Raw genomic sequence first — 15216 nt, forward strand, 5'->3', positions numbered from 1 at the left:
GGCAAATCGCTAAATGCAATCGCCGGCCCTAAAGAAAACAACGCACCCGAATGTAAATCCGGGTGCGTATCAAACGTTAAAAATCGGAAGGGAAATCGGCGATCAGCCCTTTGCTTCGATCGCGTCCAGACGGGCCTTGAGCGCCTCGTTCTCTTCGCGGGCTTTCTGGGCCATCGCGCGGACGGCATCAAATTCGTCACGGGTCACAAAATCGCGGTCGGCCAACCAACGGTCCATCATGCCCTTCATGGCCGTCTCGGCCTCGGTTTTGGCACCTTGGGCCACGCCCATGGCGTTGGTCATCATCTGCGAGATGTCATCAAATATCTTGTTGCGGGTCTGCATTGCGGTCACTCCTGTACGACGGTTGCTCTCTATATGGTGTTCAATTCATCTTCTCGCAAGGTTGACTTCGCCGCGCGGGCAGGCTCAATCACGCCCTATGATAGCAATGCTCCCCTTTCCCGATATGTCCCCCGAGATTTTCTCGATTACCTTGTTTGGCATGACCTTTGCGCTGCGCTGGTACGCGCTGGCCTATATTGCAGGCATCGTCATCGGATGGCGTATTGTTGTGCGCACGGTCAACCACCCCGACTACTGGAGTGGTGGAAAACCGGTCATGACCAAAGAGCGGGTCGAGGACCTGTTGTTCTGGGTCATTCTGGGTGTGATCCTTGGCGGGCGGCTTGGCTATGTGCTGTTCTACCAGCCTGCCTATTACCTTGAAAATCCCTTCCAGATCCTGCGTATCTGGGAAGGCGGGATGTCATTTCATGGTGGTGCAATCGGCGTCGTTCTGGCGTTCCTGTTCTTCACGGTGCGCCACGGCTTCAGCAAGATTTCGACAGGCGATATGGTGGCCCTTGGTCTTGCGCCGGGTTTGTTTCTTGGCCGGCTCGCAAATTTCATCAACGCCGAGCTTTGGGGGCGCCCGACCGATTTGCCTTGGGGCGTGCCCTTTCCCACGCTGGCCGCGCAAAATTGCCCCGATGTCGTCGGCATCTGCGCCCGTCACCCATCGCAACTGTACGAAGCAGCGCTTGAAGGGCTGATTCTGGGCGCGCTGCTGCTGTACATGGCGTGGCGGCGCGGCGCGTTGAAATCCGAAGGGCTGGTCGGCGGCACGTTTTTGGCAGGGTACGGCATCGCGCGTTTCATGGTGGAATTTGTCCGCCAGCCTGATGCGCAATTCATCACCCCCGGCAATCCGCTGGGCCTTGCGTGGCAAATGGGTGGCTATGGTCTGACGATGGGGCAAATCCTGTGCCTGCCAATGATCGCCATCGGGTGCTATTTCATCATCCGGTCCAGACGCATCGCATGACCGACCTGTTGGACCATATCAAGGCGCAGATCAGCGCCAATGGCCCCATGCGCATCGACGAATACATGGCGACCTGCCTGCTGCACCCGACGCTTGGCTATTACACCACCCGCGATCCTTTGGGCGCACAGGGTGATTTTGTTACCGCGCCGGAAATCAGCCAGATGTTCGGGGAACTTATCGGGCTGTGCCTTGCCCAGACGTGGCTGTCGCAAGGATCGCCTGCCCGGTTTACCTTGGCGGAGCTGGGACCGGGGCGCGGCACGTTGATGGCTGACATCTTGCGCGCCACCCGCAACGTGCCCGGTTTTGTCGCCGCAGCCGAAATCGCGCTGGTCGAAGCATCGCCCAAGCTGCGCGATGTGCAGGCGGCGGCACTGGCGGGTCACAAGGTCACATGGTTTGACACCGCAGACACCCTGCCCGATCAGCCGCTGTATCTGGTGGCGAATGAGTTCTTTGACGCCCTGCCGATCCGGCAGTTCATCCGCACGGGCGATGGCTGGAGAGAACGGCAAATCGGTCTGGCAGACGACACAAACGACACAAACGACACAAACGGCGCGCTGTGCTTTGGCTTGGGCCCCGTATCACCGCAACCGGCCTTGGCGCATCGCCTTGAGGATACGTCCGAAGGCGATCTGATCGAAGATTGTGCGCAGATCGCGCCGACGTTGCAGGCCGTGTCAACGCCCATTGCGACACATGGCGGGGCGGCGTTGATCATCGACTATGGCGACTGGCGCACTTTGGGCGACACGTTTCAGGCGCTGCGGGCCCATGAAAAGACCGATCCGCTGACAGCGCCGGGAGCCTGTGACCTGACAGCCCATGTCGATTTTGAACAACTGGCCATTGCCGCAGCACCTGCACAATACACCCGCATCACGCCCCAAGGTGTGTTCCTTGAGCGGCTGGGCATTACGCAGCGTGCGCAAGTTTTGGCCAAGACACTGACCGGCCCGGCCCTTGAGACGCATATCGCCGCACATCGGCGCTTGACGCACCCGTCAGATATGGGAAACCTGTTCAAGGTGATGGGGCTTTATCCACCGATGCAACCCCCACCGCCGGGATTGGAACCATGACGCTTGAGATTTTGACATCCGACAGTCTGGGTGCCGTGCGGCACGGCTTTTTCACGCGCCGTGGCGGGGCATCGTCTGGTGTATTTACGGGGCTGAATTGCGGCAGCGGCAGTTCCGATCAACGCGAAATCGTCGAGATAAACCGCGGGCGTGTCGCCGATGCCATGGGGGTGCCCGGCTCGCATCTGGTCGGGGTGCATCAGATCCATTCCGCGACCGCCGTCACTGTCGATGGCCCGCTTGCCGACAAACCCCGCGCCGATGCGCTGGTCACCGCGACACCCGGTCTGGCGCTGTCCGTGCTCACGGCCGATTGCCAGCCGGTACTGTTTGCCGATCTGAACGCTGGCGTGATTGGTGCGGCCCATGCGGGCTGGCGCGGTGCGCTGGATGGCGTGTTGCTGTCCACAGTCGAGGCAATGGAGGCCCTGGGCGCGCAGCGGGCCAACATACGCGCCGTCATTGGCCCCTGCATCAGCCAGCGCGCCTATGAGGTCGGGCCGGAATTCATCGACAGCTTTCTTGCGGAAGACCCCGATTACGCCCGCTATTTTGCCAATGGCAAGGACGACCGGATGCAATTCGATCTGCCCGGCTTTGGGTTGAACCGTTTGCGCGCGACCGGGGTCGGACATGCCGAATGGACCCATCACTGCACCTATAGTGATCCGAACCGCTTCTATTCCTATCGGCGTACGACCCACGCCAAAGAAGCGGATTACGGTCGCCTGATTGCAGCGATCACGCTTTGAGGTGATCAGATCGGGGCGAAGTTGGGCAAAAATGCGTCCGGCCTTTGCCATCTTCTTGCCAAAAACTGTATCCTCCCCTTTCACATGATCACGGAATTTAGCCCGTAATCGGCGGGGATTTAGGCCATAAACATCAATAAAACATAGGAAATATGGTGATTGGGGCGAAACCGTCATAAATCCGTCCGTAAAATTTTCACTTTCCTGAAAAGAACAGTCCCATCGCCCTATCGTCGCCCAAAAGGCTCTGCATATTGATCCTTAACGAAAGAGCAGACACGAAAAATAACAAAGGGTCACGATCATGAAAATCAAAACACGCTTCATCAAATCCATTGTTGAAACCGCAGCCAAGGATGACACCGTAATGCCATGGGCACGTGGCGCGCGTCGCGCAGCGTTCATCGCAAAGCGCTCGACATCTCAGTCGGTTCGCAAGTCCGCTTAAGCACCATACCCTGCGGCACGCAAAAGACGATTAATGAGTGCGCGGCGCAGGATTGCACGTTGCTGTGTCCCGACCTCACAGCGACGTAAAATGGAAATCAGGAAACGGCGCAAAGTAGATCGCCAATAACGTACCCCAAGACGTTTGCATCACTTCATGCACATGTCTCATCATGCGGCTAAGTGGGGGCTTGGGCTATGTGATGCAATTCTGAAAGCAACACCATGACATCGAATGTTGTCCCTTCGATTGAATCCAAACGCATTTACCCCTCTAATGCCCCCAAAGCGCACAGACTTTATGGCGCATCGCTTTCGCGAGGGCCCAAAATGCAAGCTGAACAACCGACCCGAAGCTATGAGATCGTCGCAAAACGCGCCGACGGATCCGTGTTTATCGGTCAGAACCGCGCGCCCGCCCTTCCGGTTTTTGAAGATGCTTTTTCAGCGTTTGCCCACGGCTCGCCCGTGTTGACAGATCATGGTGATGTGGCCGTCGAAGACCTGCATCCCGGTGACATGATCATAAAAGGGGATGGCAAGGCCGCCCCTCTATTGTGGGTCGGATCTAGCTTATTCATACCCGCCGATTCCGGCAAGCGGACCCCGTTGGTTCGCATTATGGCAGACAGTCTTGGTGCCGGACGCCCCTCCGGATTTCTGACGTTCGGGCCATCCGCGCGCATGTTGCACACCCCGCTGCACCTGCGCGGGGACGGAACGCAAAGGGAATTTCTGACGTTGCTGCGCGATCTGGTCGACGGGGTGAATATCATCGAGATTTCACCGCCGACCCCTGTGCGTTTGTACCATCTGTGCCTCGCGCGCCATGCAACGATCACCGTTGGCGGGCTACCAGTCGAGACATTCCACCCGGGGCCTGATGTCTTGCGGACTCTATCGATCCGGCACCGTGACCAGTTTTTGGGTATGTTTCCACATATTCAAAGCGACAAGGATTTTGGCCCGCTGTGCCATCTCCGCGTGGCAGGAACTTCGGACATGCTGCTTTAGGGCAGTCGCCCGATCAGGCGCTGGTGCTTAATCTATCTTCCAACACATCAAACGGCACGCCGGGTTCATCCTTGGCAGGGCGGATAACGAGGCTGGTTTTGACGCTCGCGACATTGGGCGTGGTCAGCAACTGCCCTGTCAGAAAGCTTTGAAAGCTCGACAAATCAGGCGCGACACATTTCAGGATAAAGTCCACTTCGCCGTTCAGCATGTGGCACTCGCGTACCAGCGGCCAGCTGCGGCACTTTCCCTCGAATGCGGTCAGGTCTGATTCGGCCTGGCTGGCCAGCCCGACCATTGCGAATACCTGTACCTCGAACCCCAGGTCACGCGCATTCACGTCCGCATGATACCCCCGGATATAGCCGCTTTCTTCGAGCGTGCGCACGCGACGCAAACAAGGAGGCGCAGAAATACCGACACGTTTTGCAAGCTCGACATTCGTCATGCGGCCGTCAGCCTGCAATTCGGCTAAAATTTTCCGATCAATCGGATCAAGCCGCGTTCCCGCCATAAAACCCCCAGTTTATTTCCGATTGTTATAGCACCCGCGCAGTCAGACGCAATATTCTTTCGCCGCCGCGCAATATTCTAAATCTACGATGGTTGGTGCTTTTGTCGCCTTCGATCAGAAATGGCAAACAGTTACCACCCGTTATTAATTCATGGGTTTAAGGTGCCCTGTGCCATGGCTATATTGGGCTAAGAAATTTTCACTTCATCCGAGGGGCTTATCATGGCCGATACACGCAAAACCAAGCTTTTGATCATTGGCTCAGGCCCTGCGGGTTATACCGCCGGTATCTATGGCAGCCGCGCAATGCTGAATCCGATCCTTGTTCAGGGGATCGAGCCCGGTGGCCAGCTGACCACCACAACCGAGGTCGAAAACTGGCCCGGCGACAGCGAGGTCCAAGGCCCCGATCTGATGATCCGCATGCAAGAACACGCCGCCGCAATGGGCACCGAAATCATCGGCGACATTATCAACGACCTTGATCTGTCCAGCCGGCCCTTTCGTGCAACAGGCGACAGTGGCACGACCTATATCGCCGATGCCGTGATCCTTGCGACGGGGGCACGCGCCAAATGGCTGGGCCTCGAGACCGAGGAAAAATTCAAGGGCTTCGGCGTATCGGCCTGCGCCACCTGCGACGGTTTCTTTTATCGCAATCAAGAGATTGTGGTCATCGGCGGCGGCAACACTGCCGTTGAAGAGGCGTTGTTCCTGACGAACTTTGCTTCAAAAGTAACGCTGATCCACCGCCGCGACGAATTGCGCGCCGAAAAGATCCTGATTGACCGCCTTGAGAAGAACCCCAAAATCGTCCCCATGTGGTTTCACGAACTTGACGAAGTATACGGCACCGATGCCCCGCTTGGGGTTGAGGGTGTTAAGGTTAAAAACGTCAAGACCGGCGAAATCACCGATATTCCGGCCAAGGGCGTGTTTGTTGCAATCGGCCACGCGCCCGCGAATGAACTGGTCAAGGACGTGCTGGAAACCCATATGGGCGGCTATGTTGTCACCAAACCCGACAGCACCGAAACATCCATTCCGGGTGTGTTTGCGGCGGGCGATCTGACCGACCACAAATACCGACAGGCTGTGACCAGTGCAGGCATGGGCTGTATGGCCGCCCTCGAGGCAGAACGGTTCTTGGCCGAAGTTGGCGATGACGATGGCAAAGACACGTCTTTGCCCTTGGGCCACGGGGCCGAAGTCAAGGCAGACGCATAACATTCGGGCTAGACCGCTTTTGCTGGGATAGCGTTGCCGAATTCGGACAAAATTCACGCCTTTGTCCGTAAATTGCCGTAAACAGGCCGCAAGGCTTGATTAGCGACGGCGGGCGGGTTTATGACCCGCCTCAACCGTTCGTTGACCCTAATTAAGTGCGAGAAACCCATGCAAACGCCGAATCTAGCCCCGATCCCCGAACTTTATGTTTCATACGATTCGGCGCAAAAGCTGAAAATCGAGGCCGGCGAATTGATCAGCCACGATCTGACCCCGCGCCAGATTTGCGACCTTGAACTGCTGATGAACGGCGGGTTCAACCCGCTTAAGGGTTTCTTGACCGAAGAAGACTATAACGGCGTTGTCGAAAACATGCGTCTGGCAGATGGGTCACTGTGGCCGATGCCGATCAACCTGGATGTGTCCGAAAAATTCGCCGAAGGGCTCGAAATCGGTCAGGATATCGCCCTGCGTGACCAGGAAGGCGTGATCCTTGCGATCATGACCGTCACCGACCGCTGGACCCCCAACAAATCGGTCGAGGCGGAAAAAGTATTCGGTGCCGATGACACCGCCCACCCTGCCGTGAACTATCTGCATAACACAGCTGGCAACGTCTATCTGGGCGGTCCGGTGACAGGCATCCAGCAGCCTGTGCACTATGATTTCAAGGCACGTCGCGACACGCCAAACGAATTGCGCGCCTATTTCCGCAAGATGGGCTGGCGCAAAGTTGTCGCGTTTCAAACCCGCAACCCGCTGCACCGCGCACATCAGGAACTGACCTTCCGCGCCGCCCGCGAAGCGCAGGCAAACCTGTTGATCCACCCCGTTGTTGGCCTGACCAAACCGGGCGACGTTGATCACTTTACCCGCGTGCGCTGCTACGAGGCGGTGTTGAACAAATACCCCGCCGCGACCACGTCGATGAGCCTGCTGAACCTTGCCATGCGTATGGCCGGCCCGCGCGAGGCAGTCTGGCACGGTCTGATCCGCAAAAACCACGGCTGTACGCATTTCATCGTTGGCCGCGATCACGCCGGCCCCGGCAACAACTCCCAAGGCGAAGATTTCTATGGCCCCTATGACGCGCAGGACCTGTTCCGCGCGCATCAGGAAGAAATGGGCATCGAAATGGTCGATTTCAAACACATGGTATGGGTCGCCGAGCGCGCCCAATACGAGGCAATCGACGAAATCAAAGACAAAGACGACGTCACGATCCTGAACATTTCCGGCACCGAACTGCGCCGCCGCCTGCAAGAGGGTCTCGAGATCCCCGAATGGTTCTCCTTCCCCGAAGTGGTGACCGAACTGCGCCGCACCCGTCCGCCACGGAACAAGCAGGGCTTTACCGTGTTTTTCACCGGTTTCTCGGGCTCGGGCAAATCCACCATCGCCAATGCTTTGATGGTCAAGCTGATGGAAATGGGCGGACGTCCGGTAACGCTGCTGGATGGTGACATCGTGCGCAAAAACCTGTCGTCGGAACTGGGCTTTAGCAAGGAACACCGCGATCTGAACATCCGCCGCATCGGCTATGTCGCAAGCGAGATCACCAAAAACGGCGGCATCGCGATCTGTGCGCCCATCGCACCCTATGCCACCACCCGCCGCGCGGTCCGCGAAGACGTCGAAGAATTCGGTGCCTTCGTTGAAATCCACGTCGCCACATCGATCGAGGAATGCGAACGCCGTGACCGCAAAGGCCTGTACAAGCTGGCCCGCGAAGGAAAGATCAAAGAATTCACAGGTATTTCAGACCCTTACGATGTGCCTGAGAACCCGGAGCTTAGCGTTGAGACTGAAAATGTCGACGTGGACAACTGCGCACATCAAGTGCTGCTAAAGCTGGAGAGCATGGGGTTGATCAAGGGGTAACACCCTCGTTCCCCTTCTGCGAAAACCTGGAAAGCCAGCCGTTACAGGCTGGCTTTTAACGTTTCAGCGGCACGTAATTCGAGGTTGGCAAAGGCAGCGGCCTGCTCTTTCGCCTTGCGCAAACCAATCGCGAGCCCATCATATTGCGCATCCGATGCGTCAAGCATGGCGCGCTTCACATCGTCTTCGGTCTCGCAAATGATCATACCCGATGTATCCATAAAATCTGCGATATTCGGGCAGCCCCAATAGATCGGCACAGACTCGCACAGCACCGCGTCTACCAGTTTCTCGGTAAAATAGTTCTTTTCCCGGACGTTTTCGATCACGACAGAATACCGATACGGGGCCAGCCCGTCGCTTTTGCGCTCGAACGGGGCATAGCCGCGCCCCAATACCGTGACATCCAAGCCTGTTTTTTGCACATGTTCGACCAATCGGTGCCGCAGCAGATGGCCGGCATGGTCGCGCTTGCCCGAGGCGATCAGCGACATATGTCCGGTCTTGGTCAGATCAAGGTCTTTATACTCCGGCACCCAGGTCGTTCCGAATGGCAGAAACAACCCGTTCACAATGCCATCCAGCAAGGTCTGGTGATAGGTCATAACCCGGAAGAACCGCCGGTGCGTCACGCGCAGCCAACGCAAATGCCTGCCGTGAATGACCGCAGGTTCGACCACCATCACCGTCACATTGGCCTGTGTGCCAAGGTTTGGAAGAAAATGCATGTTGGTTTTCGGATAAATGATCAGATGATCCGCCGGGGTCAGATCAGCGACCGTCCCCGAACGCAACCGCGCCGGGCGGCCCAAGGGCCAGTTCAGATCGTCCAGCTTTACCGCTGCCAAACGCCGCCCCAGCTTGTTGCCATAGGGAAGAACGGCAATTGCCGGATCAGACATGCGCAGGAACCTTCTAATATTTCATGAAGGGTTTATCGGTCACAGCACAAATAGAAAAGGCCGCAACGATGTGCGGCCTTGTCCCTTGGTGAAAATCACCCGTCGTTAATGTACCATCACCGGCGCGTAATCGTGATCCCGTGCCAGGCTGAAGGCCAGTTTGCGGTCCCCCACCAGCGCCAGTTGCTGACCTTTTGCATCATGAACCGCATAAAGCTGCTTTAGCCCTTCGGCCTGCTCGCGCACTTCAAGGGGCAGGTCCGAGACGGCAATCGTTTTCACGTATACGGTCCGGTCCTTAAGATGCGTTTCTGTATTGTGCATGTTACTCCCCTTTTCTGATTTTGATCGTCTGAACGACTTTTTCCGGCTTGGAACGGCTTAGATCCACATGAAGCAGACCGTTTTCCATCAGTGCCTCGCCGATTTCGACCCCGTCGGCCAAAACAAACGACCGCTGGAATTGCCGCGCCGCGATACCGCGATGCAGGAATATCCGGTTATCGGGGCCGTCGGCCTGACGCCCGCGGATCACCAATTGCCGGTCTTCGACGGTGATCGCCAAATCTTCCTCTGCAAACCCTGCAACGGCAAGGGTGATGCGGTAACTATAATCTGATGTCTGTTCGATGTTGAAAGGCGGATAGCCCTCGTTCCCTGCCTTGGCAGTTCGCTCCAACACACGTTCCAGTTGCTCAAAACCCAGCATGTGCGGGTAAGAAGCCAGCGTTAATTTCGTCATAAGACACGTCCTTTAACTAAGCGACAGTCAGTCGTTCGGCCCCTGTATCGGCGACCTACGTGGTAAATATGGGGAGGTGATGTGGCATAAGCAAGGGCTATGCCAATGATTGGCTAACGCTTATGTTATAAGATCTAAGCAAAAGAAGAATCACCCAGCCTTATGAATGCCCCAACTGACCTGTCGATGAAAAACGACGACGTCTTGCGCGTCGAACTTGCTGTTTTCCGCCGAGAACACCGCGATCTTGACGATGCAATCCACGCGCTTGTTGAAAAGGGCACCGCAGATCCGCTGACGCTGCAACGGCTGAAAAAGCGCAAGCTGCGCCTGAAAGACCTGATCGCCCAGATCGAAGACCGGCTAACCCCCGATATTACGGCCTGACCCGATTGCCACCCCTTTTTTGATGGCTATAGTACGCGCTTCTTAGGCGATCTTATAAAGGCGTATCCTGCATGAAAAATCCCCCCGTCGGTATCATCATGGGCTCTCAATCTGATTGGAGCACGATGCGCGAAGCAGCCACCCTGCTGGATGAATTGGGCATCGCCTATGAGGCCAAGATCGTCTCGGCCCACCGTACCCCAGACCGTTTGTGGGATTATGGCAAAACTGCGGTTGACCGTGGATTGCAGGTGATCATCGCCGGTGCGGGCGGTGCGGCACATCTGCCCGGTATGATGGCGTCAAAAACCCGCGTGCCGGTGATCGGCGTGCCGGTGCAGACCAAGGCATTGTCGGGTGTCGATTCACTCTACTCCATTTTGCAAATGCCACGTGGTTTCCCCGTTGCCACCATGGCGATCGGGGCTGCGGGTGCCGCCAATGCGGCGTTGATGGCCGCTGGCATTCTGGCGCTTCAAGATGATGCCCTTGCCAAACGGCTTGATGACTGGCGCACGGCGCTCAGCGCCTCTATCCCACAGGAGCCTGTCGATGACTGATCCATTGCCAACCGGTGCCACCATCGGCATTTTGGGCGGCGGCCAGCTGGGCCGTATGTTGTCTGTTGCTGCCGCACGGCTTGGGTTTCGCACGCATATCTTTGAACCCGGTGCGAACCCGCCGGCCGCCGATGTCGCCCACCGCGTGACCACGGCTGGCTATGATGATGTTGACGCGCTCAGGGCCTTTGCCAATGCCGTTGATATCGTCACCTATGAATTCGAAAATATTCCGACCGAAGCGCTGGACGTGATCGAGACCATCCGCACGATCCACCCAAACCGCGAGGCCTTGCGCACCAGTCAGGATCGCCTGACCGAAAAGACATTCCTTGAGGGACTGGGCCTGCGTGTCGCCCCCTTTGCCGACATCGCCAGCGCCGCAGATCTTGACGCGGCCCTTGAAACCATCGGAACCCCGTCGATCCTGAAAACGCGCCGCTTTGGCTATGACGGCAAGGGTCAGTCGCGCTTGCGCAGCGCCGATGACGCGCAGACAGCACTGGATGATATGGCCGGCAGCCCCGCTGTTCTGGAAGGCTTCGTGAGCTTCACCTCCGAAGTATCCGTGATCGCGGCGCGCAGCCCCTCGGGCGAGGTTTCCTGTTTCGATCCCGGCGAAAATGTCCACCGCGATGGCATCCTGCACACGACGACCGTACCTGCAAATATCTCGGCCTCGCTGCGAATGGATGCCGTGTTGATGGCCGCCAAGATACTGAACGCGCTGGATTATGTCGGTGTTCTGGGGGTCGAGCTTTTCGTGACGCCCCACGGGTTTATCGTCAATGAAATCGCCCCGCGCGTGCATAATTCAGGCCATTGGACGCAAAATGGCTGCACCATTGACCAGTTCGAACAGCACATTCGCGCCATTGCGGGCTGGCCCCTGGGCGACGGCAGCCGATATGCGGATGTGGTGATGGAAAACCTGATTGGTGACGACATGAACCGCGTGCCGGAGCTGGCAAAACAGCGCGACACGGCCTTGCACCTTTATGGCAAAACGGATGTCAAAGCGGGCCGCAAAATGGGCCACGTCAACACGATCAAGCGGTAAAACGCATCGCGATATCGCCCGACATATAGCTGACGCGCCCGCCCGCCATCGTCATCGCGACGCGGCGGGTTTTCGCGTCAAGCACCACCAGATCGGCACGTTTGCCAAGGCTCAGATCGCCACGATCTGTGAGCCCCAAAACACCTGCTGGCCCCGCCGATACCAGCCGCCACGCATCGTGCAACGGCATGACGCCGCTGTCGGCCAACATGAACGCCGCACGGCGTGGCGAGGGATAGTGATAGTCCGACGCCAATGCCGCACCGACGCCCATCATAATCAGATCGACCGCCGACACATTGCCATTATGCGACCCGCCGCGCACCACATTGGGCGACCCCAGCACCACCAGATCCCCGGCAGCGGCGGCGGCCTCGGCGGCCTCCAGCGTTTCGGGGAACTCGGCCACCTGAACACCACGCTTGCGCCACGCGGCACGGCCCTGCGCCGTGGTGTCATCATGGCTGCCCATTTGAATGCCTTGAGCAGCAAGCGTTCGGCAAAGATCGTCCAGCGCAGCAGGCACCGCATCGCGGTTTGCATGTAATTCCTGCATCAGTTTCAGATGCGCGTCCGGGTTCCGCCCCGCCTTGAGCGCTTGGGCAACCATACGTTTTGGCACGCGGTCCTGGGAAAGACGGTCATGCGGCAGATGGTCGTTGAACACGATATAGGACAATCCCCAATCGGCCATCCGCTGGGGGATTTCATCATATAGATCAAGCATATGCGTCTCGAAGCGCAACTGTCCGCGCAGGTCCGTGACCAATCCGGGCGCGGTGCTGCGCATCGCTTCAAACACCTGTTCGGCGAATTCAGGGCCGCGCAGCCCGCCTTCCCAGCTGACGAATTGCGCCAGCACGGCAGTGGTGATCCCGTTCGCGGCCAACTCGGCCTCGGCAGCGACCAATCCTTCCGAGAGCGTCTTCATCGCGCCCCGTCGCGGGGCAAGGTGACGCTCGAAGCCGTCGCCATGCACATCGACGATGCCGGGCAAAACCATATAGCCGCTCAGGTCGATCGACCGCGCTTGCGGCGCGTCAACAACCAGCCCGCCTGCAATCGACAGAACGCGCTGGTCCAGCCCGCCCTCGCCCAGAATTTGCCCGCCTGTCAGATCAAGGTTTAGCATTTTCATCCTCCGCGCAGGGCAGGCAATCCCCTTCGGGGCAACCAATGGAATCAAGGACCGCATCAACAAAGCTGAGCGAGCGGTCGAATTTTCCGGTGTTCAGATAGGCCATCGTCTGCGCGATCACCGTGGGGTTCATCATGATAAAGGTGTGGGTCACCGGCAGCATCAGAAAATCCCTCATGCCGTCTACTCTGGTGGATTTCACCGATACCTTGCCGTCATCACGCCCCGGCAAAAGCGACGAAAAATAGGGGTTCAGCGATTGTGTTCCTGCAATCACCCCCAGATCGAAGGTCACCGGCGGCAATCGCAGAGGCAATGAATTTTCACCGGTCCCCATCTGTGCGCCCGCAGGCCCGTTCATCCAGTCAAACGCGGCGATATCGCCCAAGGCATCGACGACCTCGCTGCCGTGGTTGGGCGGGGCCAGCATCACCACGCGGCCCACCCGTTCGTCGCCGACTTCAGACACCCATTGCCGCAACAAAATACCGCCCATCGAATGGGTGACGAAATCGACTTTTTCCGTGCCACAGGCCGCAACCGCATCGGGCAACGTGCGCCGTGTCAGTTCTTCGACCGGGGCCTCGGTCGAGGGATATCCGGGGCGGACGATCTTGTAGCCTTCGGTCTCCAGCGCGGCTTCCATGACGGCAAAGGATGTTTCTGTGCGCGCCAGACCGTGCAAAAGCACCACGCAGCGGCCAACACCGGCCTGCGCCAGATCCGACTGGGCGACGGCTGCGCTGCTCAGGGCGAAAAATAAAATAAACGGCGCGGTGATGATTTTCATGTGTGACCAGATAGACTGAAATTCCAGCATGTGAAATGCTTTGACAGCACCGATCATTGAAAGAGCATCAAATGGCGAAAAATAGCCCGCGACTGGCGGTACGCGCTGTCTTGCTTCACCAAGGCAGGCTGTTGCTGGTTAACGCATATCCCGACGGCAAAAGCGATCTGATGTGCGCCCCCGGCGGCGGGGTCGAAGTCGGGGCATCCCTTCCCGACAATCTGGCCCGCGAGGTATTTGAGGAAACGGGCCTGCGGATTGATGTGGGCGCGCCCTGTCTGGTGAATGAATTTCACGATCCGGCAGCCGGCTTTCATCAGGTCGATTTCTATTTCCGCTGCACGGTTATCGGGTCAGCCGAGCTTGCCCCCGAGTGGCAGGATGTTGAGAATATCGTGACAGACCGGCGGTGGGTGACCCAAGACCAGATGGCGCAGCTGCGGGTCAAACCCGACAGCTTGATCAAGATTGCGTTCGACGAAGCCCCGATCAGCTATGACCCGCTTGAGCTGATCGTGCGCTGACCGCCAACCCGATGCCCCCAAGGACAAGAACGGTCGCCAAGATGACCTTGAGGCCCAGCGGTTCGGCCAGAACAGCAGCCCCCGCCACAATCGCGATCACGGGCACAGACAGTTGCACGACAGCCGCGGTGGATTGCATCAGCTTCGGCAAGACCGCGTACCATAACGCATATCCCAGCCCCGATGTCACAGCACCGCACAGCATGCCGACCATCAGCCCCGTGGGGGTGTAAAACGACGGCTGCACAAGCATCAACAACGCAACAACGGGCGCGCAGATCAAGAAGTTGCCAGCGGTATTGGCCAGCGGATCATCCGACCCTTTGCCGATAATCGTATAGGCGGCCCAGCCCAGACCGGCAGCAATCATCAGCGCCGCACCGATGGGATCAACCTGTACCCCGGCACCGGGCCACAACACCAGCACCAACCCGCCAAAGGCCACGGCCGCGCCGATCATCTTGCGCGGTGTCGGCGTGACCCCGAACGCGGCCCCGTGGGCAAACATCGCAATCTGCACCACACCAAACAGGATCAAGGCCCCCAGCCCCGCATCCAGCGTCAGATAGGCCAGTGAAAACCCGATGATATAAACCGCCAGCGTCAGCGCGCCAAAGGCACGTTCCCGGCTGAAAACCTGCAAACACCTGCCGCGCAGCCACAAGAACAGACACAGCATCGCAGCACCCGACACGACCCGCACCACGGCGAATCCGGTGGGGTCGATATGCCCGCCCGCAATGGCAAAGCGGGTCAAAACGGAATTCGCAGCAAAGGCGATCATCACAAGGGCGGTCAAAAGGAAAATACGCATGTCGACTGCTTAGGCCAGCCGCGTGGGGCGTGCCAACGAAAAAGGGGCA

The 15216-nt window shown here is 58.1% G+C and carries 19 protein-coding genes; 11 read left to right on the forward strand and 8 right to left on the reverse strand.

What is annotated here, in order from left to right; translation table 11 throughout:
• Nucleotides 1-102: 102 nt before the first annotated feature.
• Nucleotides 103-345 carry an accessory factor UbiK family protein gene (locus HGT1_RS13555; RefSeq protein WP_176250502.1) on the reverse strand — a complete coding sequence of 81 codons (243 nt, stop codon included), beginning with the start codon at nucleotides 343-345 and terminating at the stop codon, nucleotides 103-105.
• Between the two features lie 97 nt (nucleotides 346-442).
• On the opposite strand from HGT1_RS13555, the gene lgt reads away from it, so the two are divergent.
• From lgt to HGT1_RS13580, 5 genes are all read left to right on the forward strand, one after another.
• Nucleotides 443-1327, forward strand: coding sequence for a prolipoprotein diacylglyceryl transferase (gene lgt, locus HGT1_RS13560; protein ID WP_176250503.1), 885 nt, complete (start codon nucleotides 443-445; stop codon nucleotides 1325-1327).
• On the forward strand, nucleotides 1324-2415 hold the full coding sequence (locus tag HGT1_RS13565) for a class I SAM-dependent methyltransferase (RefSeq protein ID WP_176250504.1): 1092 nt from the start codon (nucleotides 1324-1326) through the stop codon (nucleotides 2413-2415). Before lgt ends, HGT1_RS13565 begins: the two co-directional genes overlap by 4 nt.
• Nucleotides 2412-3167 (forward strand): peptidoglycan editing factor PgeF, encoded by a 756-nt coding sequence (gene pgeF / locus HGT1_RS13570; protein WP_176250505.1) that lies wholly within the window; start codon nucleotides 2412-2414, stop codon nucleotides 3165-3167. The genes HGT1_RS13565 and pgeF overlap by 4 nt, the downstream gene beginning before the upstream one ends.
• Nucleotides 3168-3471: 304 nt before the next feature.
• Nucleotides 3472-3615 carry a hypothetical protein gene (locus HGT1_RS13575; RefSeq protein WP_176250506.1) on the forward strand — a complete coding sequence of 48 codons (144 nt, stop codon included), beginning with the start codon at nucleotides 3472-3474 and terminating at the stop codon, nucleotides 3613-3615.
• 329 nt (nucleotides 3616-3944) lie between these two features.
• On the forward strand, nucleotides 3945-4628 hold the full coding sequence (locus HGT1_RS13580) for a Hint domain-containing protein (protein WP_176250507.1): 684 nt from the start codon (nucleotides 3945-3947) through the stop codon (nucleotides 4626-4628).
• 13 nt (nucleotides 4629-4641) lie between these two features.
• On the opposite strand, the gene HGT1_RS13585 is transcribed toward HGT1_RS13580, so the two are convergent.
• A complete protein-coding gene (locus tag HGT1_RS13585) occupies nucleotides 4642-5142 on the reverse strand; it encodes an Lrp/AsnC family transcriptional regulator (RefSeq protein WP_176250508.1) in 501 nt (166 codons plus the stop codon).
• A gap of 222 nt (nucleotides 5143-5364) precedes the next feature.
• Here HGT1_RS13585 and trxB point away from each other — a divergent pair, with 222 nt between their 5' ends.
• Nucleotides 5365-6369 (forward strand): thioredoxin-disulfide reductase, encoded by a 1005-nt coding sequence (trxB, locus tag HGT1_RS13590; protein WP_176250509.1) that lies wholly within the window; start codon nucleotides 5365-5367, stop codon nucleotides 6367-6369.
• Nucleotides 6370-6537: 168 nt separating this feature from the next.
• Nucleotides 6538-8250: a bifunctional sulfate adenylyltransferase/adenylylsulfate kinase gene (locus HGT1_RS13595; RefSeq protein ID WP_176250510.1), complete on the forward strand. Its 1713-nt coding sequence runs from the start codon at nucleotides 6538-6540 to the stop codon at nucleotides 8248-8250.
• Between the two features lie 41 nt (nucleotides 8251-8291).
• Here the strand turns inward: HGT1_RS13595 and HGT1_RS13600 are convergent, their stop codons facing one another.
• The 3 genes from HGT1_RS13600 to HGT1_RS13610 form a co-directional block, all read right to left on the reverse strand.
• Nucleotides 8292-9152, reverse strand: a complete 861-nt coding sequence (locus HGT1_RS13600; RefSeq protein WP_176250511.1) for a glycosyltransferase family 10 domain-containing protein — start codon at nucleotides 9150-9152, stop codon at nucleotides 8292-8294.
• 105 nt (nucleotides 9153-9257) lie between these two features.
• Entirely contained in the window at nucleotides 9258-9476 is a 219-nt protein-coding gene (locus HGT1_RS13605) for a DUF1150 family protein (protein WP_176250512.1), read from the reverse strand.
• Nucleotide 9477: 1 nt separating this feature from the next.
• A complete protein-coding gene (locus tag HGT1_RS13610; RefSeq protein ID WP_176250513.1) occupies nucleotides 9478-9894 on the reverse strand; it encodes an Hsp20 family protein in 417 nt (138 codons plus the stop codon).
• Between the two features lie 162 nt (nucleotides 9895-10056).
• Here HGT1_RS13610 and HGT1_RS13615 point away from each other — a divergent pair, with 162 nt between their 5' ends.
• The 3 genes from HGT1_RS13615 to HGT1_RS13625 all read left to right on the forward strand — a co-directional run bounded on the left by HGT1_RS13615 (nucleotide 10057) and on the right by HGT1_RS13625 (nucleotide 11901).
• Nucleotides 10057-10281 (forward strand): YdcH family protein, encoded by a 225-nt coding sequence (locus HGT1_RS13615; RefSeq protein ID WP_176250514.1) that lies wholly within the window; start codon nucleotides 10057-10059, stop codon nucleotides 10279-10281.
• 71 nt (nucleotides 10282-10352) lie between these two features.
• Complete coding sequence (gene purE / locus HGT1_RS13620; RefSeq protein WP_176250515.1) at nucleotides 10353-10841, forward strand: 5-(carboxyamino)imidazole ribonucleotide mutase; 489 nt, start codon at nucleotides 10353-10355, stop codon at nucleotides 10839-10841.
• A complete protein-coding gene (locus HGT1_RS13625) occupies nucleotides 10834-11901 on the forward strand; it encodes a 5-(carboxyamino)imidazole ribonucleotide synthase (RefSeq protein WP_176250516.1) in 1068 nt (355 codons plus the stop codon). Before purE ends, HGT1_RS13625 begins: the two co-directional genes overlap by 8 nt.
• Here the strand turns inward: HGT1_RS13625 and HGT1_RS13630 are convergent.
• Together HGT1_RS13630 and HGT1_RS13635 are read right to left on the reverse strand one after the other, a co-directional pair.
• Nucleotides 11891-13033: an alpha-D-ribose 1-methylphosphonate 5-triphosphate diphosphatase gene (locus HGT1_RS13630; RefSeq protein WP_176250517.1), complete on the reverse strand. Its 1143-nt coding sequence runs from the start codon at nucleotides 13031-13033 to the stop codon at nucleotides 11891-11893. The two genes, HGT1_RS13625 and HGT1_RS13630, sit on opposite strands and share 11 nt — an antisense overlap.
• Nucleotides 13020-13829, reverse strand: a complete 810-nt coding sequence (locus HGT1_RS13635) for a triacylglycerol lipase (protein ID WP_176250819.1) — start codon at nucleotides 13827-13829, stop codon at nucleotides 13020-13022. The genes HGT1_RS13630 and HGT1_RS13635 overlap by 14 nt, the downstream gene beginning before the upstream one ends.
• Nucleotides 13830-13900: 71 nt before the next feature.
• Between HGT1_RS13635 and HGT1_RS13640 the strand changes: the two genes are divergently transcribed.
• On the forward strand, nucleotides 13901-14353 hold the full coding sequence (locus tag HGT1_RS13640) for an NUDIX domain-containing protein (protein ID WP_176250518.1): 453 nt from the start codon (nucleotides 13901-13903) through the stop codon (nucleotides 14351-14353).
• On the opposite strand, the gene HGT1_RS13645 is transcribed toward HGT1_RS13640, so the two are convergent.
• Nucleotides 14319-15167: a DMT family transporter gene (locus HGT1_RS13645; protein WP_176250519.1), complete on the reverse strand. Its 849-nt coding sequence runs from the start codon at nucleotides 15165-15167 to the stop codon at nucleotides 14319-14321. The genes HGT1_RS13640 and HGT1_RS13645 overlap by 35 nt on opposite strands.
• Nucleotides 15168-15216 lie beyond the last annotated feature (49 nt).

This window comes from Sulfitobacter sp. HGT1 (assembly GCF_013282155.1).
Classification (GTDB): Bacteria; Pseudomonadota; Alphaproteobacteria; order Rhodobacterales; family Rhodobacteraceae; genus Sulfitobacter.